We start from the raw sequence: 25,971 nt of genomic DNA, 5'->3' as shown, positions 1-25,971 counted from the left end.
AGACAGGCATGTTTCACGGCGGGCTTCTCGTTGCGGTTTCGTTACTCTACATTGCGGTGCTGTTCGGCATCGCCTGGTTTGGCGACCGCCGGGCGCGCACCCGAGGCGCCAGCCGCCGCCGACCGTTCATCTACAGTCTGGCGCTGGCCATCTACTGCACCTCCTGGACGTTTTACGGCGCGGTAGGCCAGGCAGCCACCGCGGGCTGGTCGTTTGCGAGTATTTTCGTCGGCCCGATTCTAACCTTTCTGCTCTTCTGGCCGGTGCTGGCCAAGATGATCCGCGTGGCCAAGCACCAAAACGTTACCTCGATCGCCGACTTCATCGCCTCGCGCTACGGCAAGACCCAGTCGCTGGCCGCTTTCGCAAGCCTGGTAGCGCTGGTCGGCACCCTGCCCTATATCGCGCTCCAGCTAAAAGCCGTTTCCACCACGTTCAGCGTGCTGACCGAAAACAACGCCCCGTCCGGGGCGCTTTTTAACGACACCGCCTTTTACGTGGCCATCGTCATGGCGGTGTTCGCGATTTTGTTCGGCACCCGCCATACCGATGCCACCGAGCACCACGAAGGGCTGATCCATGCCGTGGCCTTCGAGTCTCTGGTCAAGCTCTTCGCCTTCGTAGTGCTCGGCGCCTTCGTTACCTGGGGGATGTTCGACGGTCTTGGGACCTTGATGAGCCATGCCGAGAGCGAGCTGGCGCTTCAGCGCCAGCTCGCCAACCAGGATTTCGGCCAAAGCTTTTGGGCGCAAACGCTTTTGGCGATGCTGGCGATTCTCTGCCTGCCGCGCCAATTCCACGTCGCGGTGGTCGAAAACATTCACCCGGACGATGCCAACAAGGCGCGCTGGCTGTTTCCGCTCTACCTGCTGGTCTTCGCCTTTTTCGTGGTGCCGCTGGCCGCCGCCGGGCTCTATCTGTTCTCGGACACCGGCGTCGAGCCGGACACCTACGTGCTGTCGCTGGCCATGACCTCCGGCCACACGTGGCTAACGCTCTTGACCTTCATCGGCGGCTTCTCGGCGGCCACGGGCATGGTGATCGTGGCGGCGGTGGCGGTGTCGATCATGATCTCCAACGAGATCGTCATTCCCGCGCTGTTCCGGCTGCGCTGGTTCGATACCAAGGCCCGCGACTACGGCCGGCTGGTACTGCGCGCCCGTCGCTTAACCATTGTTGCCGTTTTGGCGCTGGCCTACGGGTTTTACCAGCTGATCGTCGAATTCACGTCGCTGGCCTCGATCGGCATGCTCTCCTTTGCCGCCGCCGCGCAGTTCGCCCCGGCGGTGATCGGCGGACTCTACTGGAAGCGCGGCAACCGTTTGGGCGTGATCGTGGGCATGAACGCGGGCTTTGCGATCTGGGCGTATAGCCTGTTGATGCCGGCGATGATCAACGCCGGCGTGCTGCCAGAAGCCTGGCTTGCCGGCGGGCCGCTGGGTATCGCCTGGCTCTCGCCGGTGGCGCTTTTCGGGCTGAACCTGGGCGACAGCTTCACCCACGGCGTGATGCTCTCGCTCGGGGTGAATCTCTTTTGCTACATCTTCGTCTCTCAAGTGAGCTCCCAGCGGGTGGTCGAGCGTATTCAGGCCTCGCTGTTCGTCGACAGCGTCGAGACCCGCCAGACCTCGGTCAACCGCCCCTGGACCGGGGCGACCACGGTGGGCGATCTGAAAGTGCTGTGCGAGCGCTTTCTCGGCGCCGGCCAGGTCGAGCGCGCCTTCGAGGACTACGCCCAGCGCGCTGGCAAGCCGCTGGACAACGGCACTCGCGCTTCAATCGACGTGATCCAGTTCACCGAGCGCTTTTTGGCCTCGGTGCTTGGCGCGTCATCGGCGCGCATCGTGGTGAACTCGGCGCTGCAGGGCCGCGGCATCGGGATCTCGGACGTTATCTCGATCGTCGACGAGGCCTCCCAGGTACTGGAGTTCAACCGCGCGCTTTTGCAGGCGACCATCGAGAACATCAATCAGGGCATCAGCGTGGTGGATCAGAACCTGCGCCTGGTGGTGTGGAACCAGCGCTATCTGGAGCTTTTCCGCTTTCCCGACCATCTGATCCGCGTCAGTGCCCCGATCGATCGCATCTTTCGCTACAACGCCCACAACGGCGAGTACGGCCCCGGCGACCCGGAAGAGCACGTCGAGCTATTGATGGCCAATATTCGCAAGGGCCAGCCCCACCGCTACGTGCGCTACCGCCAGGACGGAAGCGTACTGGAGGTGCAGGGCACGCCGATGCCCGGGGGCGGCTTCGTCTACACCTACCAGGACATCACCCAGCAAAAGCGCATCGAAGAGGCGCTGATCCGCTCGGAAAACAACATCCGTATCTACACCGACAACGTGCCGGCGCTGATCGCCTACTTCGACAAGGAGAGCCGGTATCTTTTTACCAACCGCGCCTACGAGCAGGCGTTTAGCATCGACCGCAACGCGGTGATCGGCAAGCGCTTCGAGGACGTGCTGCCGGTCAAACAGGCCGAGGAGCGCATTCCGTGGGTACGCCGGGCGCTGGGCGGTGAGCGGGTCAGCTTCGAGGTGTCGATGCGGGTGGAATCGAGCATGCGCTACATGCTGGTGACCTACACGCCCCACTTCGGCGACAGCCAAGCGATTCTAGGCTTCTTCGCGCTCTACCAGGACATCACCGAGCGCCGCCAGGCGGAGATTGCGCTCAAGGAGACCAACGAGACGCTCGAGGAGCGCGTGCGCGAGCGCACCCAAGCGCTTTCCAAGGCCAACGCGGCGCTGCGCCAAGAGAACCGCGTGCGCGCCGAAGCGGAGCAGGCGCTGCGCCAGGCAAAGCAGGTCGCCGAGGACGCCAACGCCTCGAAGACGCGCTTTCTGGCCGCGGCGAGCCACGACCTGCTGCAGCCGTTGAACGCCGCGCGCCTGTTCACCTCGGCGCTGATGCAAAACGAATCCGAAAGCACCACCCAGCGCACCATCGGCCATATCGACAACTCGCTGCAGGCCGCCGAGGAGCTCTTGGGCACCCTGCTGGACATCTCCAAGCTCGACGCCGGCGCCCTCACCCCGCGGCGCAGCCACTTTGCGCTGGCGGACATCGTGCGCCCGCTGCGCGCCGAGTTCGATGTGATGGCCGATGAGCGGGGCCTGGATTTGAAGGTGGTAGCCACCACGCTTTGGGTCGACTCCGACCCGCAGATGCTCAGAAGGATCGTGCAGAATTTTCTCTCAAACGCGCTGCGCTATACCCAGCAGGGTCGCGTGCTGCTGGGCTGTCGCCGCCAGGGCGAGCGGATCAACATCGAGGTGTGGGACAGCGGCCCGGGCATTCCCGAGTCCAAGCTCACCGAGATCTTCCAGGAGTTTCGCCGCCTCGATCAGGTCACGCGCCACAAGGAGAGCGAAAAAGGCCTGGGGCTCGGGCTTTCGATCGCCGACCGAATGAGCCGGGTACTGGATCACCCGATCAAAGTGCGCTCCTGGCCGGGTGTGGCCACGGTGTTCTCGGTGAGCGTGCCGGTCGTGGCCGCCAGGGAAGCCGTGCCGGAGACCAGCGAGGCACCCGCCCGGCGCGGCGGCAACAAGCTCGCCGGCGCGCGGATCGTGTGTATCGACAACGAAACGCTGATTCTCGAGGGCATGAGCGCGATGCTCGGTGGCTGGGGGTGCGAGGTGTTCACCGCCACCAGTATCGGCGGGGCGAAGTCTATCTTGCGTAACATGGACGGCGACCCGGACGCGATTCTGGCGGACTACCACTTGGATAACGAAGTGACCGGCCTGATGGCGCTGGAGGCGCTCTCCGAGCGGCTGATCGGCGCGGTACCGGGCATCGTCATTACCGCCGATCGCACCGAAGAGGTGGCGGAGCTGATCAAGCGCTCGGGCTATCAGCTGCTGTTAAAGCCGGTCAAACCCGCGGCGCTCAGAGCGCTTCTGACGCGGACGCTGCAGGCGAGTCGAGCCAGAGATTGAAGACCAAAAGTTGCGAGCAGGCAAAAGGTAGCGAGTCCGAGCGGCCCGTAGCGGGGGTTTTTCGCCAGGGATGGCGAAAGTAGCGTACAGGGAGGTATTCATAGCGCCCCGCGTAGGGTCGCTCGGGCTCGCGGCAAAGCCCCCCTGTCCGCAAAAAGAAAACCTCGCTTATGGCGACCATAAGCGAGGCTCTCTAACAGCATAAGGACTCAGGATTCGACTTTTGGCGGCTCGACCTCGAGCTTCTGGGCGGCGATGACGGCTTGGGTACGCGAGTGTACGCCGAGCTTGCGCAAAATCGCGGTAACGTGCGCCTTGATGGTGGCTTCCGACACGTTGAGCTCGAACGCGATCTGCTTGTTCAAGAGCCCTTCGGTGAGCATGTTCAGCACCCGAAACTGCTGCGGCGTGAGTGAGGCGATCGCCTCGGCAAAGCGCGACTCCTCTTCGCTGGTCTCTTCCAGAATCCCCGCCAGCGCTTCCGGTAGCCACACCTCACCCTGCAGGATCTCGCCCACCGCCTCGGCGATCAGCGCAAGAGACGACGACTTGGGAATGAAGCCGGAGGCGCCGTAGTCGATGGCGCGGCGAACCACGTAGGGTTCGTCGCTGCCGGAGACCACCGCGACCGGCACGTCTGGCATATGGCCGCGCAGCTGGATCAGCCCGGAAAAGCCGTGGGCGCCGGGCATGTGCAGATCCAGCAGGATCAGGTCGGCGTCGGGGTGGCGGCTAACCGCCTCGGTCGTAGCGTCCATGGTATCGGCTTCGACGATCTCGGCCTGGGGAGCCAACTGACGCAACGCCTGAGTGAGCGCTGCCCGAAACAGCGGATGATCGTCTGCGACGATAAACTTATGGGCTACTGCCATGATATTCCTCCGGTTCCACGAGCGCGGGAAGTCTTCGCCGCAGCGACTGGCTCATTCGGTTGAAGCATGGTACCCCATGGGCTTTGAGATACAAAAGCACCACCACGCACAATTTATCACAGGTGGTCTGGCGCTAAAAAAAGCGGTGCCGGCGTGAAGCCGGCACCCGAGCGGTTATGACCTGCGCTCAACTTACCATAGCTGACACTTTAACGCGTGCATTCCCTGGCGCCTGAATCGACGCACTTTTTGAAACGCTACTTCGAGGCGCGATGCTCGATCAGATCGTCCACGACCGAGGGGTCGGCCAGCGTACTGGTGTCGCCCAGGCCGTCGCACTCGTTAGCGGCGATCTTTCTAAGAATCCGGCGCATGATCTTGCCGGAGCGGGTCTTGGGCAGCCCCGGCGCCCACTGGATCACGTCCGGCGAGGCGATCGGGCCGATGTCCTTGCGCACCCATTGGGTCAGCTCTTTCTTGAGCTCCTCGCTGGGCTCGACGCCGTCGTTGACGGTGACGTAGATGTAGATACCCTGGCCCTTGATGTCGTGGGGGAAGCCCACGACCGCGGCTTCGGCCACGGCGCTGTGCGCCACGAGCGAAGATTCGATTTCGGCGGTGCCCATGCGGTGGCCGGAGACGTTCAGCACATCGTCGACCCGGCCGGTGATCCAGTAATCGCCATCTTCGTCGCGCCGGCAGCCGTCGCCGGTGAAGTACATGTTGTCGTAGGTCGAGAAGTAGGTCTGCACGAAGCGCTCGTGATCGCCCCAGATAGAGCGCGCCTGCCCCGGCCAGGCGTCCAGAATCACCAGATTGCCTTCGGTGGCTCCTTCGAGAATGTTGCCTTCGTTGTCGACCAGGGCCGGCTGGACACCGAAAAACGGCCGTGTCGCGGAGCCGGGCTTGAGATCCATGGCGCCTGGCAGCGGTGCGATCATGATGCCGCCGGTTTCGGTCTGCCACCAGGTATCGACGATCGGGCATTTTTCGTCGCCGATCACGCGGTAGAACCACTCCCAGGCTTCCGGGTTGATCGGCTCGCCTACCGAACCGAGAATGCGCAGCGACTCCCGCGAGCTCGAATCCATCACGCTATCGCCATGGGCCATCAGCGCGCGTACCGCGGTCGGCGCGGTGTAGAGGATATTGACCTTGTGCTTGTCGACGATCTCGCCGATCCGCCCGTGGCTTGGGTAGCTCGGCACGCCTTCGAACATCACCGTGGTCGCGCCATTGGCCAGCGGCCCGTAGACGATATAGCTGTGGCCAGTGACCCAGCCGACGTCCGCCGTGCACCAGTAAACCTCGCCCTCCTGATAATCGAACACGTACTGGTGGGTCATCGACGCGTAGACCAGGTAGCCGCCGGTGGTGTGCTTGAGCCCCTTCGGCGCGCCGGTGGAGCCGGAGGTATAGAGAATGAACAGCGGGTCTTCCGCGCCCATCGCCTCGGGCTCACACTCGGTGGACTGTTGATCGACCAGGTCATCGAACCAGAGATCGCGGCCTTCATTCCACTCGATATCGCCGCCGGTGCGCTTGACCACCAGCACGTTCTTGCAAACGTCGGTGCCGTCGCGGGTCAACGCGGCGTCGACGTTCTCTTTCAGCGGCACCTGCTTGCCGCCGCGCACGGACTCGTCGGCGGTGATGACGAGTTTGGAATCGGCGCCGATCACGCGCTGGGCGACCGCGTCCGGCGAGAAGCCGCCGAAGACCACCGAGTGCACCGCGCCGATGCGCGCGCAGGCGAGCATCGCCATGGCGGCTTCAGGGATCATCGGCATGTAGAGCGTCACCGTATCGCCACGCTCTATGCCTAATGATTTCATCGCGTTGGCTAGCTGATTGGTGCGCGCGTGCAGCTCGCGGTAGGTGATGTGCTTGGAATCTTTCGGGTCGTCGCCTTCCCAGATGATCGCGGTCTGGTCGCCGCGCTTTTCGAGATGACGGTCGAGGCAGTTGGCGGCGACGTTGAGCGTGCCGTCCTCGAACCAGCGGATATCGACATTGTCGCGGGCAAAGGAGGTGTTCTTGATCGTGCTCGGCGCCTTGATCCACTCGAGCCGCTTGGCCTGTTCGGCCCAGAAGCCTTCCGGGTCATCGATGGAGCGCTGATAGAGAGCCTGATAGGTTTTCTGATCGGCCCACGCGTTGGAAGCGATATGATCGCGCACCGGATAGACGTTTTTATGCTCGCTCATGACACAGCCTCGATCCGTGAAAATGCAGTGATTTTAAAACGTTAAGCCACAGCGTCGGGAGCGTGGCTTACCTTTATTGATGATTCAGCATAAACCTACTTAAGGCCCCTTCCCCTTAGACATTGGTAGTAGCCATTTTGCCATATAAAACAGATGCTTAATGCTCTATTTTGGTTCACTTTCGGCAATAAAGCGAAGCGCTGCGCCACATTTTTTACACGCATAGCGCCGCCCCCGGCGCGTCTGGGCGTGGCGCTGGCCGGTAAAATAGTGGCTCTGGCAGGCGCAGCGGTAGTGGTAGGGCCGGCGCTGGCTGTGCGCGATATCAAAGCGGTGAGTAACTCGCGGCACGAGCCCATAAAGCTCGCGCATCACGGTTTGCCACTCGCGCCCGTGGGGCTTGAGCCGCGGGCCGTTTTCCAAGTGAAACACCAGCCAGTGGGCCATTTCGTGGGGAATGACCTCGTCGAAGTACGCTTGGCGGTTATCCAGCAGCAGCGCCTGGTTAAAGCGCAGGCCGCCCCGGCCCAGGTGCGCCTGGCCGGCGCTGGCGCCTTTCAAATCGAACCACACCGTCGGGGCGGGCAGCGCCGGATGGACGTCACGGGCACAGGCAAGCGCTTCGTCGACGCGAGTTTGGGCGGCCTTGAGCAGCTCGGAGGCGCTCAGCGCGTTTAATCGCTCCGGCGGCCAGGCGGGCAGTGGTGAACGGCTCATTGATGATAAACTGACCCTTGAAGTGACGCTCATGAGTGTGAGTGCTCGCGCCGAATTTCTCAAAACCGATCGAACGAGGCCTTTTATGGCAAAGCCGCCTTCTGATGCGAGCAGTGACCACGCCGAGCAGCTTCCACCGGAGCCGCTGCTGGCCGACGACGAGCTCGACCGGCTCGACGACTTCCTCGACTCCGACCAGGTGGGCGAGGATGCGCTGGACTTGATCTCCGCCCACGGCTTTCTGGTGGCGCTGGCCGTGGCCCCTAGCGAGCAACCCGCCGAGACTTGGCTCGAAGAGCTGTTTCAGGGCGAGCCCAACTACCAGAGCGACGCCGAGCGCGAGGAGATCACCGCGCTTTTGACCCGGCTTCGCGACAACGCGATTAGCGTGCTGGAGCAGGGTGGGCTGCCGGAGCTGCCGTTCGAGCTGACCCTTGACGGCATCGCTCCGGAAGAGACGCCGATCGGGGATTGGTGCGCCGGCTTCATGGAAGCGGTGTTCAGCGACGAAGCGGCCTGGTTTCAGGACGATGAAGAGGCCGCCGCCACGCTGCTGCTGCCCTTCATGCTGCTCTCGGGGCTTTTCGACGACGAGCCGGACATGGCAGAGCTTTCCAAGGATACCGCCCGCCAGGAGGAGCTGGTCGGCCAACTGCCGGAACTCGTGCTCGACCTGTACCTGCACTACCGCGTGCCGCCAGAAACCGCCAAGCCCAAGCCGCGCCCAAAAAAGCCAGCCGGCGGCAAAAAACCGCCCAGGGGCCCAAAGCGCTAGGCCACTATTTCAAGCGCGTTACCACCGCGTCCAGCAGCCCGTAAAGCCACTCGCGGGCGCGCTGGGGCCAGGGCCTGGCCGCCCAGGCGCGGGCGTCCACTTCGTCGCTTGCGGCGAAGTTGCGCTCAAAAAGCGCCTGCACCTCGCTCGCCATGGCGGGCGAGCGGATCTCCTGGTTCGCCTCCATGTTGTAATGAAGATTCCAGTGGTCGAAGTTGCAGGAACCAATGCTGACCCAGTCGTCCACCAGCACGAACTTGGCGTGAATGAAGGTCGGCTGGAATTCGAAAATTCGCACGCCGGCTTTCAATAGCGCCTGATAAAAGCGCTGGCCCGCGTAGCGCACGCCCGGATGGTCGTGCTTTTGCCCTGGCAGCAGCAGGCGCACGTCGACGCCGCGCCTGGCCGCTCGGGCCAGCCGCCGTCGCAGCGCAAAGGTGGGCACAAAATACGGCGTACAGAGCCAGAGCCTGGTGTTCGAGGCGCGCACCTGAGCGTGCAGTGAGTGGCGAATCGCCTGGTAGCGGTAGCCGCGCGCCGGCATCACCCGCCCGGGGGCGCCGTCCTCGAAGTGCGGCGGCGCCAGGCGCGGGGCGAGCGCCGGGCGCGGGCTCTGTTTGTCGTGGCGGGTCAGCTTCGAGCGCCACAGCCGTCGAAACAGCGCCTCCCAGTCTGCCACTGCCGGGCCTTCTACCCGCACGGCGATCTCGTACCAGGCGTTCAGGAACTCGTCCACCGCGCCGAAGCCGCCGGTGAACGCCACGCGCCCGTCGACCACCACGATCTTGCGATGATCGCGGCTTAAATTGCGCGCCAGCGAGTGAAGCCCCAGCGGGTTGAAAAACGCCAGTGCCACACCGCCCTGCATCAGCCATGTGCGGTCCGCGTTTTCAAGGCCCATGGCGCCGTAGCCATCGAGCAGCAGATACACCTGCACGCCGCGAGCGCAGGCATCGATCAGCGTTTGGCTCAGTCGGTCAGCGAGTTCGCCGGACTCCATCAGATAGAGTTCGACCAGCACGTAGTGCTCGGCGGTATCGATCGCCTCGAGCATGTCAGGCAGAAATACCGCCGCTTCCGGCAGCAGGGTGAAGCGATTACCGTCGCGCCATAGAGGCGACATGGCGATTCCTTGGGCGTTAACGTGATTTGGCGAGCGAACGGTGCACGTAGAGGTCGTATCGGCTGGTCTTGCCCGCCAGCGTATGGTTGGGCGCCGGCCCCTCGATCGGCGGCGCCTTGCGCGGGCGCTTGACCACCACCCGGTGGGTGGCAACGTCCAGCGCCTGCTCTAAAAGCCTGGGCGCGTCGTCGTCGCTGCCGGCCAGGCGCTGGAAAAGACGCATCTCCTTTTTCACCAGCGCCGACTTGTCGCGATGCGGGAACATCGGGTCGAGATGAATCACCTGGGGCTCGAACGCCGCCTCGTCGATCAGTGCGGCAAGCGACGTGGCGCTGTCGCCGTGGCTGAGCGACATGCGCGCAGCGATCTCTCCCACCTGGGTATCCAACAGCGCCCGCGCCAAACCGTCACGCAGCAGCGCGGCGATCGCCGGCACCCGCTCAATGAGCAGCACCGGCGCGCCGAGACTCGCCAGCACGAAAGCGTCGCGGCCAAGCCCGGCGGTAGCGTCCACAATACTCGGCGTCACGCCTTTAGCGAGCCCGCACGCCTTTGCCACGAGCTGGCCGCGCCCGCCGCCGAACTGGCGCCGGTGCCCTGCCTTGCCACCAACGAAGTCCACGCTCAGCGGGTGGCCAAACACCTTAGGGTCGCCGCAAAGCGCCAAACGTCCGTCCACGGTTTGAAGCGAAAGCCCTTCGGGCAGTACGGCCTCGGGTCCCGGATCTGCGCTCACGCGGGCTTTTTCCAGGCCACGTCGTTTCGCAGGTATACCGGCTGTACCTCGATGGGCGCGCGGCCGGCGCCGGCTTCTAGCCCGCGCAGGCCAATCCAGGCCATCTCCTCGGCCCGGGGTTCGAGATCCGTCAGGTGCTGGGTCATGCTCGCCTTCAAAAGATCGTCGAACTGCGTCCATAGCGCGAAGCCCGAGCCGACGCCGATCCAGTCGGTTTGCTGGTCCGGTAGCATGACGCGGGTGGGGTCGATCACCACCTCTTCGTCGCAAAGGCTCGCCTGGTCCTCTCGGCAGCGCCAGGCGGCGGTGTAGACCTCGCCCATGCGCGCATCCAGCGCGGTGACGATATGGCGAAAGTGATAGCGCCGATGGGCCTGGAGTGCCAGCGCCTCGAGCGTCGATACCCCGACCAGCGGGCAGTCGAGCCCGAAGGCGAGCCCCTGGGCGGTCCCCGCAGCGATTCGCAGACCGGTGAACGACCCCGGCCCCTGGCCGTAGGCGACGCCGTCGAGCTCTTTTGGTGTAATACCGGCCTCCGCCAGCACTTCATCGATCATCGGCAAAAGCCGTTTGGTATGCGCGCGCGGGGTGTGCTCGAAGCGCGCCAGGCACTCGCGGTGCTCGCCTTCGGCGCGAATCAGCGCCGCTGAACAGGCGCTCGACGAGGCGTCCAGGGCGAGAAGGTATGACGACATGGCGACTAGATACTCCAAACGGCAAAAGGCGCGAGCGCGTAACGCCCGGCCTTCGACACTCGAAAAAGAAGCGGCGCCGGCGGCGAGCGTCGGCGCTTAGTGAGGGTTAGCTTAGCGCGTCTTTCACCTGCTGGGTAATATCGGCGACGCTGCCCACGCCTTTCACACGGTGATACTGCGGCGCGGCGTCCGGCTCGGCCTCGGCCCACTGTTGGTAGTAGTCCACCAGCGGCTCGGTCTGATCGTGATAGACCGATAGGCGGTTGCGCACGGTGGATTCCTGATCGTCCTCACGCTGGATCAGAGCTTCGCCGGTGACGTCGTCCTTACCCGGCTCTTTCGGCGGGTTGTGGTCGATGTGGTAGACGCGGCCAGAGGCCGGGTGCACGCGTCGGCCCGCCATACGGTCGACGATCTCTTCGTCCGGCACGGCGATTTCGAGTACGTGGTCGATCTTAACGCCGCCTTCGCGCATCGCATCCGCTTGGGGAATGGTGCGGGGGAAGCCGTCGAACAGAAAGCCGTTCTCGCAGTCGGGCTGGCTGATGCGCTCTTTCACCAGCGCGATGATGATGTCGTCAGACACCAGGCCCCCGGCCTTCATGATTTCCTGGACTTTCAAACCGAGCTCGGTGCCGTCCTTGATCGCCGTGCGGAGCATGTCGCCGGTAGAGATCTGCGGAATCTTGAACCGCTCGCAAATGAATCGGGCCTGGGTTCCCTTACCCGCGCCTGGGGCACCCAACAAGATCAAACGCATGGCACTGCTCCTCGAGTCGTAAAACGTGCAAAGGTGGATAGCATTCAAAGTAAAAAGAGAATGCAAAGACAATAACCGGGCGACCCCAGCGGCACAACTCTCCAAAAGCCTCAGAGAGCGGCTTTTTTTCGCCTTAACGGCGCCGGGTCACCGCTGGAAGAATCAAAACGCAAGCGGCGCCCATAAAAATGGGCGCCGCTGGCCATCCGTCGCTGCGTGCTTAGAGCAGCAGGCGGCGGATGTCGGTCAGTACGTCGGCCAAAAACGCGGTGAAGCGCGCAGCGTCGGCACCGTTGATCGCACGGTGATCGTAGGAGAGCGACAGCGGCATCATCAAACGCGGCTGGAAGGCGGCGCCGTCCCAGACCGGTTTCATCTGCGACTTCGACACGCCCAGGATCGCCACTTCCGGCGCGTTGACGATCGGGGTGAACGCCGTGCCGCCGATCGAGCCGAGGCTCGAAATGGTGAAGCAGCCGCCGGTCATCTCGTCACGCTTGAGCTTCTTGCTCTGCGCCTTCTTGCCAAGCTCGGCCATCTCCTTGGCGATGTCGATCAGAGACTTCTTGTCGGCATCGCGCAGCACAGGCACCATCAACCCTTCCGGGGTATCCACGGCGATACCGATGTGGACGTACTTCTTCCACACCAGCGTCTCGCCGTCGCCCTTGAGGCTGACGTTGAACTGCGGGAACTTGCGCAGCGCAAAGGCGCACGCCTTGACCAAAAACGGCAGCGGCGTGAGCTTTGCGCCCTGGGCTTCGGCTTCGGCCTTCATCGACTTGCGGAAGTTCTCGAGTTCGGTGATGTCCGCCTCGTCGAACTGGGTCACGTGGGGCACGTTGAGCCAGCTTCTGTGCAGATTGGTCGCGCCCATCTTGAGCAAACGCCCCATCGGCTTCTCTTCCACTTCGCCGAACTGGCTGAAGTCGACCTCCGGCACCGCCGGAATACCCGCGCCGCCGCTTGAGGCCTGAGCACCGGACTGAGCCGGCGCACTCTCTTTTTGAGACAGCGCCTGCTTGACGTAAGCCTGCACGTCCTCTTTCAGGATGCGCTCTTTCGGGCCGCTGGGCTTGACCAGCTCCAGGTCGACGCCAAACTCACGAGCGAGCATGCGCACTGCGGGGCCGGCGTGGACGAGCTTGCCATCGCGGGGCTTGTGCGCCGCCATGGCCGCCTCTGGGCTCGGCGAGCCGCCGAGGCTCTCGCTCTTGCCGCCCTTGCCGCCCTTGCCGCCGCCCTTACTCTTGCCGCTGTCGGCCTTCGCTTCGGACTTTTTGGCGCTGCCCTCGGTCTGCTTATCAGAAGCGGCTTTCTTCTCCTGCTTTTTGGCAGATTTTTTGCCGCCGCTGGACGCCACTTCGATGTAGGCAATGACGTCGCCTTCGGAGACGGTATCGCCTTCCTTGACGCTGATTTCGACCAGCTTGCCCTTATAGGGGCTCGGCACGTCCATAGACGCCTTATCGGACTCCAGCGTGATCAGCGCGTCTTCTTCGTTGATCTCGTCGCCAACAGACGCCGCAATCTCGATGACCGGCACGTCCGAGGAGCCGGAAAGATCCGGTACGCGGACTTCCTTGCGCTCGGTAGCGCCGCTTTCGTCGTCGCCGTCGTCCTCGTCGTCGCTTTCTTCATCGTCCGGCGTGGCAACGTCGTTTTGATCGGCGGAGGCCTTGGGCTCGTCGTCGGCACTATCGCCAGCACTCTCATCAGCGGTGTCGTCGTCATCGCTGCCTTCGCCTTCGATCTCGATCTGACCGATCACGTCGCCTTCGGAGACGGTGTCGCCTTCCTTGACGGTGAACTTGACGATCTTGCCGCCGTGCGGGCTCGGCACGTCCATCGACGCCTTGTCGGACTCCAGCGTGATCAGCGCGTCTTCAGCGTTGACGCTGTCGCCTTCGCTTACGGCGACTTCGATGATCTCGACATTTTCCGAGCCGCCCAGATCCGGGACCACGATGTCCACGGTCTGCTTGCCGCCACCGGATTTTTTGGCTGAAGAGCTGCTCTTCTCGCTCTTTTGGCTATCCGGCTCGTCAGCGCTCTCCTGCTCGTCTGGCGATTCTGATTCGTCGGCGCTTTCCGGCTCTTCGGCGTCGTCGCTATCGTCGCCGTCACCTTCGACTTCAAGCTCGAGGATGTCGTCGCCTTCGGAGACCTTATCGCCTTCCTTGACCAGCACCTTGACGACCTTGCCGCCCTTGGGCGAGGGCACATCCATACTGGCCTTGTCGGATTCCAGCGTGATCAGGGCGTCTTCCGCTTCGATGACGTCGCCTTCTGACACCGCAATCTCGATGATTTCGACATCGGTATCGCCACCGATATCGGGAACTTTGATGATTTCGCTACTCAAGGTCGCGCTCCTTCCAAATCGGATCGAGCCGGCGGGTAAACCCGCCGGGCTGCGGTTTAGCTGATCAGCGGGTTAGGCTTGCTGGCGTCGATGCCGTACTTCGCGATCGCCTCGCCCACCAGCTTGCGTTCGATATCGCCACGCTCGGCAAGTGCGCGCAGAGCGGCGACGACGACGAAGTGACGATCCACCTCGAAGAAACTTCTCAGCTTCTCGCGGGTGTCGGAGCGGCCGAACCCGTCGGTGCCCAGCACGGTGTACTCAGTGGGTACCCAGGCGCGCACCTGATCGGCGTAAAGCTTCATGTAGTCCGTCGAGGCGATGGCCGGCCCGTCGCGCCCTTCCAGGCACTTGGTAACGTGCGGCTTTTGAACCTCGGCATCCGGGTTCAGGAAGGCTTCGCGATCGAGCGTCAGCGCTTCGCGGCGCAGCTCGTTGAAGCTGGTCACGCTCCAGATGTCAGCGCCCACATGCCAGTCTTCGGCCAGAAGCTCGGCGGCGGCTTCGACCTCGCGCAGGATCGTGCCGGAGCCCAGAAGCTGAACGCGGCCCTTGTCGCCTTTCGTTTCGCGCAGCAAGTACATGCCCTTGACGATATCCTCGGTGGGCACGTCCTCAAATTCCGGATGCTCGTAGTTCTCGTTCATCACGGTCAGGTAGTAGAAGCAGTTCTCCTTGTCGGTGAACATGCGCTTCAAACCGTCCTGAACGATGACCGCAACCTCGTGACCGTAGGTCGGGTCGTAGCTACGGCAATTCGGAATGGTCGAGGCCTGGATCAGGCTGTGGCCATCCTGGTGCTGCAGACCTTCGCCGTTGAGCGTGGTACGCCCGGCGGTGCCGCCGACCATAAAGCCGCGCGCCTGCAAATCGCCCGCCGCCCAGGCCAGGTCACCGATGCGCTGGAAGCCGAACATCGAGTAGTAGATGTAAAACGGCAGCAATGTGACGTGGTTGTTGCTATAGGAGGTAGCGGCCGCCATCCAGGCCGACATCGCGCCCGCCTCGGTGATGCCTTCCTCGAGAACCTGACCTTTCTGGTCCTCGCGGTAATACATGATCTGGCCTTTATCGACCGGCTCGTACTTCTGCCCCGCCGCGGAGTAGATACCGAGCTGGCGGAACATACCTTCCATACCGAAGGTACGCGCTTCATCCGGGATGATCGGCACGACGTATTTGCCGAGCTTCTTGTCCTTGACCAGGCCGTTCAACACACGCACAAACGACATGGTGGTGGAGACTTCGCGGCCCTTGGAGCCGCCGAGCTGCGAGGCGAAGGTCTTGTCTTCGAGGCTCGGAATCTCGAGCGCCTCGAAATCGCTTTGGCGCGCCGGCAGGTAGCCGTTCAGACGCTCGCGCTGCAGGTGCATGTACTTGAGCTCCGGGGAATCCTCCTCGGGCTTGTAGTACGGCACTTCCTTGAGCTGCTCGTCAGACAGAGGAATACCGAAGCGGTCGCGGAATTTCTTCAGCGCTTCGTACTCCATGCTCTTGACCTGGTGGGCTTCGTTGGCCGCTTCGCCGTCGCCGCTACCCATACCGTAACCCTTGACGGTATGCGCCAGGATGACGGTGGGCTTGCCGTTTTGGGTGTTCACGGCTTCGTGGTAGGCCGAGTAGACCTTGAACGGGTCGTGGCCGCCGCGGTTGAGCTTCCAGATGTCCTCGTCGGAGAGGTCCTTGACCATCTCCTCGGTTTCCGGGTACTTGCCGAAGAAGTGCTCGCGAGTATAAGCGCCACCGTTGGCCTTGTAGTTCTGGTACTCGCCGTCGACGGCTTCGTCCATCCGCTTTTGCAGAACGCCCTTCTTGTCCTTTTCGAACAGCGGGTCCCAGTGGCGGCCCCAGACGACCTTGATCACGTTCCAATCGGCACCGCGGAACACGCCTTCGAGCTCGTCCATCACGCGGGAGTTGCCGCGCACCGGCCCGTCGAGGCGCTGCAGGTTGCAGTTGATAACGAAGATCAGGTTGTCGAGGTTTTCACGCCCGGCCAGCGAGATCGCGCCTAGGGATTCCGGCTCGTCGCACTCGCCGTCGCCCATGAAGCACCAGATCTTGCGGTCGTACATGTTCTTGAGCTCGCGATGATGCAGATACTTCATCACGTGCGCCTGGTAGATCGCCTGAATCGGGCCCAGACCCATAGAAACCGTCGGGAACTGCCAGTACTCCGGCATCAGCCAAGGGTGCGGATAAGAAGAGAGGCCGTCGCCGTCGACTTCCTGGCGGAAGCTGTCCATCTGCTCTTCAGAGAGACGGCCTTCCAGATAGGAGCGCGCGTAGATGCCCGGTGCCACGTGGCCCTGGATGTAGACCAGATCTCCCGCGAAGTCGTCTTTTGCGGCGCGGAAGAAGTGGTTGAAGCCCACGTCATAGAGCGTGGCCGAGGACATGAAGCTTGCGATGTGGCCGCCCAGCCCAGGGTTTGCGCGGTTGTTGCGGATGACCTGAGCGATCGCGTTGTAGCGGATCAGCGAGCGGATGCGCCGCTCCATGAATAGGTCGCCCGGCATCTGCGCTTCGCGATGAACCGGAATGGTGTTGCGGTGCGGGGTCGTCACCGAGAAGGGCACCTTCATCCCGTCCCGACGCATACGATCCGCCAGGCGGGTCATCAGGTAGCGGGCGCGATCTTCGCCCTCACGATCCAGAACCGATTCCAGGGATTCAAGCCACTCCGTGGTTTCGACCGGATCGAGATCTTCTCTTGTCTCCAGACTCATAGAGGTCTCTCCGAATGACGATAAATGACAATACGCCCGCTACCCTTTTGGGGATGGGGCGGCTGCGACGTTGAGCCGCCAGGGCCGATAGTGAGGCCGAGCTTGCGCGTCTAACAGGTTTTTGGTTCTACATTCAACGCGCTTGCGAGGTAAACGGCGCCTTCAAATGTAGGGGAGTTACACAGGGGCCATGCAGGTTAGCCTTTTGTATATAGAAGATACCGCAAAGTCGCTATTCTGCCAATTCTCGCGCAATGGAAATTCCATCCAAAACAACATATTGCACCGCAACATAGCTGTTTCGGAAGGCATTTCCAAAGCATTTTAAGTCCACGAATGTAGTCAAACTACCGTTTTATTCTCTTGGGAATGAATCACTTTGGTGCGCTCGCACCTTTTTCACGCCTTCATGCGCTCAGCGCTACGTTACACTGCGCGAAAGTGCGAGGCGCTGGCGGTAGTAGGCCCAATCAAACGCCGGGCCCGGGTCCTCCTTGCGAAGCGGAGCAACGTGGGCATGACTGGTGATGCGCTGCCCATCCAAAAGCGGGTAGCGCGCCATCAGCCAGCGCGTCAACGCCACCAGGCTTTCGTACTGGGCGCGGGTAAACGGGGTTTCACTGTCGCCTTCGAGCTCGACGCCAACGGAGAAGTCGTTGAGCGCCTGGCGCGCGGCGCTTAAGCGTGGGTCGAACCAACGCGAGCGGCCGGCGTGCCAGGCGCGCCGGTCGGTATCGACGAACTGCACGCAGGCGCCGTCGCGGCGAATCAGAAAATGCGCCGAGACGCGAAGCTGCGCGATCGTCTCGAAAAACGGATGCTCGCCCGGGTCGAGCGTGTTGGTGAACAGCGCCTCGATGGCCGGGCCGCCGAACTCGCCGGGCGGCAGGCTAATGGCGTGAACGACGAGAAGCGATACCTCACCTTCTGGCCGGGCGTCCTGGTTGGGTGAATCGATGGGGCGGGCGCCGGGCCAGACGCCCGACTTGCTGGACTGAGCCACCAGGGCTTTCTCCTTTGATGAGCTAAAAATCGGCGACTCAGGTCTCGACGGCGCTGAGCGCCTTGCTCATGCGGTAGCGCTTGAGCCACTGGCCACCGCGCTCGACCCACTGCTCGCCGTGATTTTCGAACCCGCGGCGCTCCAGACGCTCGAACAGCACCAGACTCGCCTCGATATCGACCCGCCCGGCGCCCTGCTCGAGCAGCAGCCGCTCGGCGTGAATCAGCAGGGTACTGCCGATGCCGCGCCCGGCAAGCGAGGGCCAGACGTAAAGCGTATTGATGAGCGCGTTTTTAACGTCGAGCTCCAAAAAGCCAACGCAGCGTCCATCACATACCGCGACGATCGTGGTGTAGAAAGCGTGGCGCGCCGCCCAGGCGCTCGCCTCTCGCGGCAGCGCGCAGGCCCAGGCCTCGCGCTCGGCCAAGCCATAGTGGCTGGCAGCGCCCTGCATCACCGCATGATAAAACACCTCGGCCTGGTCCGCGGCGTCGCGCGATAGCGCCTGACGGTAGGTGATTCGGGCGGCGGCAGGCTTCGAGGATGAGGGCTCGTTATGGGTCGACATGCACTACCTCGGGCAGACGGGGCGCCAAACGCGCGCGATGAAATGGCAGGGTTTATACTGGGTCGCTTGCAGCGGGCAGGCGCTCGCCTGCCTTCTTTCAAGCGCTCATCTCAGCACAAGGTTACGCGATGCACAACGCCGCGCCTCTTTCGCTTGCGACCCTAGGGGTCATCACCAGCGACTATCCGGACAAGTTCGGCATTCCGCGCCAGCCGGGGCTGGCCCCCGCGGCGCGGGCAAGTCTCGAGCTCTTGCCGCCCTACAACGACCCGCTGACGGTGCGCGGGCTCGAGGCGTTCAGCCACCTGTGGCTGAGCTTCGTGTTCCACCAGAGCCCGGAACGCTGGACGCCTTTGGTGCGCCCGCCGCGCCTTGGTGGCAACCAGAAGGTCGGCGTGTTCGCTAGCCGCAGCACCCACCGCCCCAACCGGCTGGGGCTTTCGCTGGTCGAACTGGCAGGCATCGAGCTCGACGGCGGCGTGCGCCTGCACCTCACGGGGTGCGATCTGGTCAGCGGCACGCCGGTCGTGGATATCAAACCTTACCTGCCCTGGGCGGAGTCGCAGCCCCAGGCGCGGGCGGGCTTCGCGCCCGAGGCGCCGGCGCTCAAGCGGGTGGTGTTTAGCGGGGCGGCGCAGGAGGCGCTTGCCCACCGCGAAGACAGCGCCTCGCTTCACGCGCTGATCGAGCAGGTGATCGGCCAGGACCCGCGCCCGGCCTACCACGCCGACACGGCGCGTGTTTACGGGGTGCGCCTTCGCGATGTGGACGTGAAATTTCGCGGCTGTAAAGACGACGCCACCACTCTGGAGGTGGTGGCGATCGAGCCGTACAGGCAATAGCACAGGGTCGCGCCTGGGCGTCAGCGCTTAGGCGGGAAAGGTGATGCCGAGCCGGCGTCCGACTTCCTCGTAGGCCTCGATCACGCCGCCCAGGCCCTGGCGGAAGCGGTCCTTGTCCATCTTCTCGCGGGTGTTGGCGTCCCACAGGCGGCAGCCGTCCGGGGAGAACTCGTCGCCGAGCACGACCTCGCCCTTGAACACGCCGAACTCAAGCTTGTAGTCGACCAGTATCATGTCGCCTTCTGCGAAAAGCTGCTTGAGCACCTGGTTGACCTTGAAGGTGAGCTTTTTCATCTGAGCGAGCTGCTCAGGCGTGGCCCAGCCGAAGGTTTCCGCCAATGATTCATTGATCATCGGGTCGCCCTTCTCATCGTTTTTCAAAAACAGCTCGAAGGTGGGCGGGGTGAGCTCACTGCCCTCTTCGATGCCCAGCCGCTTAACCAGACCACCAGCGGCGACGTTGCGCACCACGCACTCCACCGGAATCATGTCCATCTTCTTGACCAGACTCTCGGTATCAGAGAGCTGCTTTTCGAAGTGGGTGGGAATACCGGCTTCTTCCAGACGCTCCATGATGAAGGCGTTGAAGACGTTGTTCACCATGCCCTTGCGCGCCAGCGACTCCTTTTTCTTGCCGTCGAAGGCGCTGGTGTCGTCGCGAAACGTCAGAACCAGCAGGTCCGGGTCATCGGTGGTGTAAACCGATTTTGCTTTGCCAGCGTAGAGTTCGTCACGCTTTTCCATACAAGCTCCGAAATAGAATAAAAACGTTAGCGCAGGTAGCCGGAAACGCGCTCGAGGAGTTCACGCTGGTCTTCAGCGCTTAGCTCGCGATCGCTTTCGTTGATCGCGCGCAGCACGCTCTGACTACCCTGAGGCTCGAGCACCAAGCGAATGTTTTGGGTCATGCGGCGAACGTCGCGGCTGAAAACGACCTCGATCGGGTTGCGGCCCTCTTCCGAGGCGGTCATATAGTTGACCAAAAACGAATAGTTTTCCGGCGATTTTTCGAGCAGCTCGCGACGGTTCTCGACGGTGAAATCGAGCGTCAGGTAGTGGTCGAGCTCGGCCCAAACGCGCTCGGCGGTTTGCGGGATGGCCACTTCCCAGGCGCCGTTTTGCTGGCGGATCTCGACGGTGCGCGCGTTGGCAAGGCGCTGGGCGTTCCAGGAAGAAGCGCTGGCGGTCGCACTGCGCGCGCCCAGGTACTCTTCCAGCGCGTTGAGGCAGTTACCCACGGCGCGACCGCCCTGCTCGCAGCGCACTTCGCTGCTGCCGGCGCGCAGCGCGCTTTGAAGCGACAGCGTCCCTTGACGCGTTTCGATCACGCCCTGGTTGGCGTCGCTTCGCTGAATTCCAAGGCCCCGGCTCTGAGCGAAGGCTTCCAGCTGCGGCCAGACCGCGCCGGTGTCGGCGGCGACCACCAGCCAGACGTCGCTTCCGACCTGGCGGCGCTCGACGAACTCTGGCTGCAGGCCGCTGCCCATCGCAAGCGACGGTGGCGGCGCGACATCGGCGGCGCCGTCGACCTGGCTTCCCTGTAGCGCGGCTTGAGGCACCGGCATGGCGTCGTTATAGCGCTGCTCGTTGCGGCTCTCCGGCAACACCAGCGGCGGCGCGGGCCGCACGTCGGTGTAGTCGAGGTTACGGTCGTCGTAAAAGCCTTCGCGGGCGCAGCCGGCAAGCGCTACCCCCATTACGAGCGTCAGCGGTATCCATTTCAGCGCGGGTCTTTCAAGCATGGAGCTCATCAAGCCACCTTAAGTCAACAGTTCTCTCGCCCGGCACTGGCCGGGCCCAAGGGTCGGGCGCCGCGGATTACTCCTCGACGACGCCTGCCAACTGCAGCGCTTCACTCACAGTGGCGTGGTATTTTTCCGAAAGCCAAGTTAGCGGCAGGCGAATGCCGGCGTCCATGTAGCCCATGCGGTTGAGCGACCACTTGACCGGGATCGGGTTGGCCTCGATCCCTAAGTTGGTGTGCAGCGGCATCAGGCGCGTGTTGATCTGGTGCGCTTTCTCGCTGTCGCCGTTGACCGCTGCGGTGCACAGCTCGTGCATGGCGTTGGGCACCACGTTGGCGGTGACCGAAATATCGCCGTGGCCACCCATCAGCATGAAGTCGCAGGCGGTCGCGTCGTCGCCGGAGTAGAGCATGAAATCGCTGCCCTTCAAGCGGGCAATTAGATCCTCGGCACGCTCAAGGTTCCCCGTGGCGTCCTTCAAACCGATGATATTGTCGACCTCGGCCAGCCGCACCACGGTTTCGTTGTAGAGATCCGAGCAGGTGCGCCCCGGCACGTTGTACATGATGACCGGCAGTTTGCTGCCCTCGGCCACTGCCTTAAAGTGCTGGTACAGACCTTCCTGGGTGGGCTTGTTGTAGTAAGGGCAGACCGACAGGCAGTAGTCCGCGCCGACTTCGCTGGCGTAGCGGGCAAGCTCGACCGCCTCGGACGTGGCGTTGGCGCCGGTGCCGGCAATGACCGGAATACGCCCGTTGACCTCTTCCACCACGCTTCGGATGACGTCGAAGTGCTCGGCAAAGGACATGGTGGTCGGCTCGCCGGTGGTGCCCGCGGCGACGATGGCGTCGGTGCCGTTCTCAAGGTGGAAGTTCACCAGACGACGTAACGCCTCCCAGTCGATATCGCCATTGACCTTCATTGGCGTCGCCAGGGCGACTATGCTGCCTGTGATCATCCGTCTATTCCTCACCTGATAGCGGCGCCCGGTCGCCCGGGCGCATCGTTGCAAAAATCGTCGTGTTGAATCGATCGTCGTTTCACGGCGCATCGCACTAACTGCGCCCTGCCCTCGACCGCCACGCTCAAGGGCCAAATGGTACTCAGCGGATTCGAGCCTGTACAGCGTAAAGCGCGTCGAGTTTGTACGAGCCGCGCTCCAAAGCCCGGTCAGGCTTTGACACGGTGCGTCGCGTTGCGTGTAATCGAGCGCTCATCTCACGTCACTCACCTCTCGATATATACTTCATAACACTCACTTCACGAAAAAAAGGAGCACGTTCATGGCCGTGGAATTAGGTAAACCCATCCCGGATTTCAGCGCCCCCGCCACCGGCGACACCACCGTCGAGCTTTCGAGCTACAAGGGCCAGCAGGTGGTGATCTACTTCTACCCCAAGGCGAGTACGCCGGGCTGCACCACCGAAGGCGGCGACTTTCGCGATCGCATGGAAGATTTCAAGGCGGCCAACACGGTCGTCATCGGGGTCTCCCGCGACGGCCTGCGCGCCCAGGAGAACTTCAAGGCCAAACAGGACTTCAACTTCGAGCTGATCTCCGATAAGGACGAAACCGTGTGCCAGCTTTTTGACGTCATCAAGCTCAAGAAGATGTACGGTAAGGAGCACTTGGGGATCGAACGCAGCACGTTCCTGCTCGACAAAAACGGCGTTCTGGCCCACGAGTGGCGTGGCGTCAAGGTGCCAGGCCACGTGGATGAGGTGCTTGAAAAGGCCCAAGCGCTCGACCAGCAAAGCGCCTAAACGCCCTTTGAAAAAGAGCGCCCAAACGCAAGCGCCCGCCCCAATGGGGCGGGCGCTTCTCGCTCTACTGCTAGCGCAGCGGCGTGCGGTCTTCGGTCAAAATCGCGTTATCCATCGGCGCGTGGCTTGGGTCGTCGCGGCGCGGCCAGGCGTAGACCAGTGCTTTCAAGAGCGTGGCCAGAGGAATGGCGAAGAACACGCCCCAGAAGCCCCAGATACCGCCGAAAAAGAGCACGGCGACGATGATCGAGACCGGATGGATGTTATTGGTCTCGGAGAACAGAATTGGCGAGAGCACGTTGCCATCCAGCGCCTGAATGATGCCGTAGGCCAGAATCACGTAGGCGAACTGCTCGCTCAAACCGAACTGAAAGCCCGCCACCGCCGCTACGGGCAGGGTAGCCACCGCGGCGCCAATGAACGGCACCAGTACCGAGAAACCGACCAGCACGGACAAAAGCGCGGTGTAGGGCAGCCCAAACAGCGTGAAGGTGAAAAACGCCACCGTGCCGACGATGATGATCTCGATCGACTTGCCGCGAATGTAGTTGGCGATCTGATGATCCATTTCGCGCCAGATGCGCGTCAAAAGCGTGCGCTTTTGCGGCAAAAGCGAGAGGATGAACCCCACCAGCTGCTCGCGGTCCTTGAGCATGAACAGCACCAGAATCGGCACCAGCACCAGGTAGATAATGATCGACATCACGTTGCCAAGCGAGGTCAGCGACAGCGTCAGCGCGCGCTGACCCAGCTGGCTGATCTCGCGGCTGGCCACGCCCACCCAGTTCTGCATCTGATCCGGCGTGATCAGGTTGGGGTAGCGCGCCTGAAGATCGTCGAGCCAGGCCTGGCCGCTGGCGAACATGCGCGGCGACTCCTGCACCAGCCCTACGAGCTGGTTCCAGATCAGCGGCATCAAAAAGAACGCCAGGGTCAAAAGCGCCCCGACGAAAACCACAAAAACGAGGATCACCGCCAGCAGATGCGGGACGCCGCGGCGGGTAAAAATATTCACCACCCCTTGAAGCAGAAAGGCCAGCACCAGCGCGGTGAAAAACGGCGCCAGCATGCGCCCAAACCAGATGATCGCGGCAAACCCGGCCACCAGCACGAGCAGCAGAATCAGCGCCTCTTCGTCGGAAAAGTAGCGCTCTACCCAGCTTTTCAGGATGCTGCGCACGGTCATAAGGACGAACCTCCCGCCTTGCGTATCCAGAAATGATAACGACCGTTTTCGTGTTCGCGCCTTTCGAGCGTGTGCGCGCTTTGCTCGGCGAACGAGGTAATATCGCGCCACGAGCCCTGGTCGTCAGCCACGACTTCCAGAAGCCCTCCCGGGCCGAGCGGCGCCAGCGCCTGTTTGGCTTTCAAAAGCGGCAGCGGGCAGGCGAGCCCACAGGCGTCGACGACCGCATCTGGCGCAAGCGGCGCTGGCGCCTTTTGATCACACCCTTCATCATCGGTCATGGTGACTCCCTTAAAATGCCTGGGCAAAGCTGGCATTGTGACATAAACCTGGTGTTCACCGATGCGCTTTCGCGTTTGATTTAACGGCACTTCCCGGTTCGAATCAACGTCTCACCGCCCAACGGGCCGTGGCCATGATTCAAGCCGCAAGACCACAAGAGGATGCCATGTCGCACCGTCGTTTTCTGCAGCGCTCGGCCCTGGCGTTTACGCTGGTATTGGCAAGCGCTTTTCCCACCGCCCAGGGTCAGGGCTTCGACAACAGCCAGCTGCCGAGTCTGGGCGGCGCCTCGCCTTCGGCGAGCCTCGAGGAGTTTCGTTTGGGCCGTGCCTGGCTCAGGCAATTTCGCGCCCAGGCGCCCCAGTGGCAGGACGCCATCGCCCAGGACTATCTGGAAGGCGTGGTGACCCGGCTCACGCCCTATAGCCAGCTGGGCGGTCTGGACACCACCACGGTAATGGTCGATCATCGCGCGCTCAACGCCTTCGCCGTGCCCGGCGGCGTAGTAGGTATCAACTCGGGGCTTTTCGCCTTTGCCGAGGACGAAGGGGCTTTCGTGTCGGTGATTGCACACGAGCTTGGCCACCTGTCCCAGCGCCACTATGCCCGCGGCAGCGAGCGCGCCGGCCAAACCCAGCTGCCGGCCCTGGCGGGGCTGCTTGCCGGCATGCTGATCGCCGCCAGCGGCGGTGGCGATGCGGGCATCGCCACCGCCATGGGCTCCCAGGCGGCGCTGATTCAGGACCAGCTCGCCTATTCGCGGCGCTTCGAGCAGGAGGCCGACCGAGTCGGGCTTCAAGCCATGGCCGCCGCCGGTTTTGATCCGGAGGCGATGGTGCGCATGTTCGCCTCGATGCAGCGTCTGGCGCGCCTGCAGGGCGGCACCCCGCCGGAGTTTTTGCTCACCCACCCGGTCTCGGACAGCCGCCTGAGCGACGCCCAGGCCCGCGTGGCCCAGCTCACCGTGGCGGACAGCTACCAAAGCAACACCCTCTACAACCTGATGCGCGCCCGGGCGCTGTTGAGCCTTTATCAAAACGCCCCGGAGCAGGCACAGTCGCGCCTGGCCCAAGGCGGTGCCGAAGAGACCGCGCGGCGCTATTTGAGTGCGCTGATCGACGCCCGCCGCGGCCAGGTGGACACGGCGCTCCAACGCCTCGACGCGCTGGCCGCCGAGCTTCCGGACTACGCCATGATTCCTGCCTCCGCCGCCCAGGTCGCGCTCGAGGCCAACCGCATCGACGAGGCGATCACGCGGGCCGAGCGCTGGCTGCGCGTCATGCCGAACTACCTGCCGGCTCAGCTGATTTTGGCCGAAGCGCAGCTGCAGCGCGACCCGCAGGCGGCGTTCGATCTGCTACGCCGCGTCACCGAGCGCTATCCGGAAAATCCGCAGGGCTTCAACCTGCTGACCACCGCCGCCGGGCGCAGCGGTCACAACGGCTGGGGGCACCTGGCCCAGGCGGAGTACCTTCAGTTGACCGGCCGGGTAGACCGCGGCATTCAGCAGCTCGGCATCGCCAAAAACGTGGCCCAGCAGGAAGGCGACTCGCCGCTGGTCGCACTGATCGACCAGCGGCGCGAGGCGTTTCTCGACTACCGCGAGGCGCTGTCGTCGTTCAACTAGCCGGCCAGGCGCGCGAGCACAATGCAACG

General features: G+C 63.0%; 21 protein-coding genes. 5 read left to right on the top strand and 16 right to left on the bottom strand.

The annotated features are described in order from the left end of the window. Positions 1–8 precede the first annotated feature (8 nt). On the top strand, positions 9–3,947 hold the full coding sequence (locus tag ACGLWX_RS06585) for a NahK/ErcS family hybrid sensor histidine kinase/response regulator (protein WP_396238356.1): 3,939 nt from the start codon (positions 9–11) through the stop codon (positions 3,945–3,947). Between the two features lie 209 nt (positions 3,948–4,156). Here ACGLWX_RS06585 and ACGLWX_RS06580 read toward each other — a convergent pair whose 3' ends face one another. The 3 genes from ACGLWX_RS06580 to ACGLWX_RS06570 form a co-directional block, all read right to left on the bottom strand. Continuing rightward, on the bottom strand, positions 4,157–4,819 hold the full coding sequence (locus ACGLWX_RS06580; RefSeq protein ID WP_252106281.1) for a response regulator transcription factor: 663 nt from the start codon (positions 4,817–4,819) through the stop codon (positions 4,157–4,159). A gap of 257 nt (positions 4,820–5,076) precedes the next feature. Further along, entirely contained in the window at positions 5,077–7,026 is a 1,950-nt protein-coding gene (gene acs / locus ACGLWX_RS06575; protein ID WP_396238354.1) for an acetate--CoA ligase, read from the bottom strand. Between the two features lie 165 nt (positions 7,027–7,191). Continuing rightward, a complete protein-coding gene (locus ACGLWX_RS06570) occupies positions 7,192–7,743 on the bottom strand; it encodes a SprT-like domain-containing protein (protein WP_396238352.1) in 552 nt (183 codons plus the stop codon). Between the two features lie 85 nt (positions 7,744–7,828). Between ACGLWX_RS06570 and ACGLWX_RS06565 the strand changes: the two genes are divergently transcribed. Next, positions 7,829–8,518: a YecA family protein gene (locus tag ACGLWX_RS06565; protein WP_396238350.1), complete on the top strand. Its 690-nt coding sequence runs from the start codon at positions 7,829–7,831 to the stop codon at positions 8,516–8,518. A gap of 4 nt (positions 8,519–8,522) precedes the next feature. On the opposite strand, the gene ACGLWX_RS06560 is transcribed toward ACGLWX_RS06565, so the two are convergent. From ACGLWX_RS06560 to ACGLWX_RS06525, 8 genes are all read right to left on the bottom strand, one after another. Beyond that, positions 8,523–9,641, bottom strand: coding sequence for a phosphatidylserine/phosphatidylglycerophosphate/cardiolipin synthase family protein (locus ACGLWX_RS06560; protein WP_396238348.1), 1,119 nt, complete (start codon positions 9,639–9,641; stop codon positions 8,523–8,525). A 16-nt stretch (positions 9,642–9,657) separates the two neighbouring features. Then, positions 9,658–10,377, bottom strand: a complete 720-nt coding sequence (locus tag ACGLWX_RS06555) for a class I SAM-dependent methyltransferase (RefSeq protein WP_396238346.1) — start codon at positions 10,375–10,377, stop codon at positions 9,658–9,660. Then, on the bottom strand, positions 10,374–11,072 hold the full coding sequence (tsaB, locus tag ACGLWX_RS06550) for a tRNA (adenosine(37)-N6)-threonylcarbamoyltransferase complex dimerization subunit type 1 TsaB (protein ID WP_396238344.1): 699 nt from the start codon (positions 11,070–11,072) through the stop codon (positions 10,374–10,376). The genes ACGLWX_RS06555 and tsaB overlap by 4 nt, the downstream gene beginning before the upstream one ends. 106 nt (positions 11,073–11,178) lie before the next feature. After that, on the bottom strand, positions 11,179–11,832 hold the full coding sequence (gene adk, locus ACGLWX_RS06545) for an adenylate kinase (protein WP_396238342.1): 654 nt from the start codon (positions 11,830–11,832) through the stop codon (positions 11,179–11,181). Between the two features lie 220 nt (positions 11,833–12,052). Further along, positions 12,053–14,197 carry a pyruvate dehydrogenase complex dihydrolipoyllysine-residue acetyltransferase gene (gene aceF / locus ACGLWX_RS06540; protein WP_396238340.1) on the bottom strand — a complete coding sequence of 715 codons (2,145 nt, stop codon included), beginning with the start codon at positions 14,195–14,197 and terminating at the stop codon, positions 12,053–12,055. Positions 14,198–14,253: 56 nt separating this feature from the next. Next, positions 14,254–16,926: a pyruvate dehydrogenase (acetyl-transferring), homodimeric type gene (aceE, locus tag ACGLWX_RS06535; protein WP_396238338.1), complete on the bottom strand. Its 2,673-nt coding sequence runs from the start codon at positions 16,924–16,926 to the stop codon at positions 14,254–14,256. A gap of 421 nt (positions 16,927–17,347) precedes the next feature. Beyond that, the gene (ampD, locus tag ACGLWX_RS06530; RefSeq protein WP_396238336.1) at positions 17,348–17,929 is read right to left on the bottom strand and encodes a 1,6-anhydro-N-acetylmuramyl-L-alanine amidase AmpD; all 582 of its coding nucleotides are present in this window, start codon (positions 17,927–17,929) and stop codon (positions 17,348–17,350) included. A 37-nt stretch (positions 17,930–17,966) separates the two neighbouring features. Beyond that, on the bottom strand, positions 17,967–18,497 hold the full coding sequence (locus ACGLWX_RS06525) for a GNAT family N-acetyltransferase (RefSeq protein ID WP_396238334.1): 531 nt from the start codon (positions 18,495–18,497) through the stop codon (positions 17,967–17,969). A gap of 128 nt (positions 18,498–18,625) precedes the next feature. On the opposite strand from ACGLWX_RS06525, the gene tsaA reads away from it, so the two are divergent. Then, the gene (gene tsaA / locus ACGLWX_RS06520; RefSeq protein ID WP_396238332.1) at positions 18,626–19,339 is read left to right on the top strand and encodes a tRNA (N6-threonylcarbamoyladenosine(37)-N6)-methyltransferase TrmO; all 714 of its coding nucleotides are present in this window, start codon (positions 18,626–18,628) and stop codon (positions 19,337–19,339) included. Positions 19,340–19,366: 27 nt separating this feature from the next. On the opposite strand, the gene purC is transcribed toward tsaA, so the two are convergent. From purC to dapA, 3 genes are all read right to left on the bottom strand, one after another. Further along, on the bottom strand, positions 19,367–20,083 hold the full coding sequence (gene purC, locus ACGLWX_RS06515) for a phosphoribosylaminoimidazolesuccinocarboxamide synthase (protein WP_252106268.1): 717 nt from the start codon (positions 20,081–20,083) through the stop codon (positions 19,367–19,369). Positions 20,084–20,109: 26 nt separating this feature from the next. Further along, entirely contained in the window at positions 20,110–21,090 is a 981-nt protein-coding gene (gene bamC / locus ACGLWX_RS06510; protein WP_396238330.1) for an outer membrane protein assembly factor BamC, read from the bottom strand. Positions 21,091–21,157: 67 nt separating this feature from the next. Further along, the gene (gene dapA, locus ACGLWX_RS06505; RefSeq protein ID WP_252106266.1) at positions 21,158–22,042 is read right to left on the bottom strand and encodes a 4-hydroxy-tetrahydrodipicolinate synthase; all 885 of its coding nucleotides are present in this window, start codon (positions 22,040–22,042) and stop codon (positions 21,158–21,160) included. A gap of 325 nt (positions 22,043–22,367) precedes the next feature. Here dapA and ACGLWX_RS06500 point away from each other — a divergent pair, with 325 nt between their 5' ends. Beyond that, positions 22,368–22,847 carry a peroxiredoxin gene (locus tag ACGLWX_RS06500; RefSeq protein ID WP_396238328.1) on the top strand — a complete coding sequence of 160 codons (480 nt, stop codon included), beginning with the start codon at positions 22,368–22,370 and terminating at the stop codon, positions 22,845–22,847. A gap of 70 nt (positions 22,848–22,917) precedes the next feature. On the opposite strand, the gene ACGLWX_RS06495 is transcribed toward ACGLWX_RS06500, so the two are convergent. Together ACGLWX_RS06495 and ACGLWX_RS06490 are read right to left on the bottom strand one after the other, a co-directional pair. After that, on the bottom strand, positions 22,918–24,033 hold the full coding sequence (locus tag ACGLWX_RS06495) for an AI-2E family transporter (protein ID WP_252106264.1): 1,116 nt from the start codon (positions 24,031–24,033) through the stop codon (positions 22,918–22,920). Beyond that, positions 24,030–24,314 carry a sulfurtransferase TusA family protein gene (locus tag ACGLWX_RS06490; RefSeq protein WP_252106263.1) on the bottom strand — a complete coding sequence of 95 codons (285 nt, stop codon included), beginning with the start codon at positions 24,312–24,314 and terminating at the stop codon, positions 24,030–24,032. The genes ACGLWX_RS06495 and ACGLWX_RS06490 overlap by 4 nt, the downstream gene beginning before the upstream one ends. A 167-nt stretch (positions 24,315–24,481) precedes the next feature. Between ACGLWX_RS06490 and ACGLWX_RS06485 the strand changes: the two genes are divergently transcribed. Continuing rightward, positions 24,482–25,942: a M48 family metalloprotease gene (locus ACGLWX_RS06485; protein WP_396238326.1), complete on the top strand. Its 1,461-nt coding sequence runs from the start codon at positions 24,482–24,484 to the stop codon at positions 25,940–25,942. Positions 25,943–25,971: the final 29 nt, after the last annotated feature.

This window comes from Halomonas sp. HMF6819, from assembly GCF_044335525.1.
In the GTDB taxonomy this organism is placed as follows: Bacteria; Pseudomonadota; Gammaproteobacteria; order Pseudomonadales; family Halomonadaceae; genus Vreelandella.
Note: the sequence above shows the minus strand (reverse complement) of the source record. Positions and strands in the feature narration are given on the sequence as shown.

What these genes read in the sequence shown, in the direction of transcription:
- ACGLWX_RS06585 (WP_396238356.1), top strand. Translation starts at nt 9, where the DNA reads ATGTTTCACGGCGGGCTTCTCGTTGCGGTTTCGTTACTCTACATTGCG.
- ACGLWX_RS06580 (WP_252106281.1), bottom strand. Translation starts at nt 4,819, where the DNA reads ATGGCAGTAGCCCATAAGTTTATCGTCGCAGACGATCATCCGCTGTTT.
- acs (WP_396238354.1), bottom strand. Translation starts at nt 7,026, where the DNA reads ATGAGCGAGCATAAAAACGTCTATCCGGTGCGCGATCATATCGCTTCC.
- ACGLWX_RS06570 (WP_396238352.1), bottom strand. Translation starts at nt 7,743, where the DNA reads ATGAGCCGTTCACCACTGCCCGCCTGGCCGCCGGAGCGATTAAACGCG.
- ACGLWX_RS06565 (WP_396238350.1), top strand. Translation starts at nt 7,829, where the DNA reads ATGGCAAAGCCGCCTTCTGATGCGAGCAGTGACCACGCCGAGCAGCTT.
- ACGLWX_RS06560 (WP_396238348.1), bottom strand. Translation starts at nt 9,641, where the DNA reads ATGTCGCCTCTATGGCGCGACGGTAATCGCTTCACCCTGCTGCCGGAA.
- tsaB (WP_396238344.1), bottom strand. Translation starts at nt 11,072, where the DNA reads ATGTCGTCATACCTTCTCGCCCTGGACGCCTCGTCGAGCGCCTGTTCA.
- adk (WP_396238342.1), bottom strand. Translation starts at nt 11,832, where the DNA reads ATGCGTTTGATCTTGTTGGGTGCCCCAGGCGCGGGTAAGGGAACCCAG.
- aceE (WP_396238338.1), bottom strand. Translation starts at nt 16,926, where the DNA reads ATGAGTCTGGAGACAAGAGAAGATCTCGATCCGGTCGAAACCACGGAG.
- ACGLWX_RS06525 (WP_396238334.1), bottom strand. Translation starts at nt 18,497, where the DNA reads ATGTCGACCCATAACGAGCCCTCATCCTCGAAGCCTGCCGCCGCCCGA.
- tsaA (WP_396238332.1), top strand. Translation starts at nt 18,626, where the DNA reads ATGCACAACGCCGCGCCTCTTTCGCTTGCGACCCTAGGGGTCATCACC.
- purC (WP_252106268.1), bottom strand. Translation starts at nt 20,083, where the DNA reads ATGGAAAAGCGTGACGAACTCTACGCTGGCAAAGCAAAATCGGTTTAC.
- bamC (WP_396238330.1), bottom strand. Translation starts at nt 21,090, where the DNA reads ATGAGCTCCATGCTTGAAAGACCCGCGCTGAAATGGATACCGCTGACG.
- dapA (WP_252106266.1), bottom strand. Translation starts at nt 22,042, where the DNA reads ATGATCACAGGCAGCATAGTCGCCCTGGCGACGCCAATGAAGGTCAAT.
- ACGLWX_RS06500 (WP_396238328.1), top strand. Translation starts at nt 22,368, where the DNA reads ATGGCCGTGGAATTAGGTAAACCCATCCCGGATTTCAGCGCCCCCGCC.
- ACGLWX_RS06495 (WP_252106264.1), bottom strand. Translation starts at nt 24,033, where the DNA reads ATGACCGTGCGCAGCATCCTGAAAAGCTGGGTAGAGCGCTACTTTTCC.
- ACGLWX_RS06490 (WP_252106263.1), bottom strand. Translation starts at nt 24,314, where the DNA reads ATGACCGATGATGAAGGGTGTGATCAAAAGGCGCCAGCGCCGCTTGCG.
- ACGLWX_RS06485 (WP_396238326.1), top strand. Translation starts at nt 24,482, where the DNA reads ATGTCGCACCGTCGTTTTCTGCAGCGCTCGGCCCTGGCGTTTACGCTG.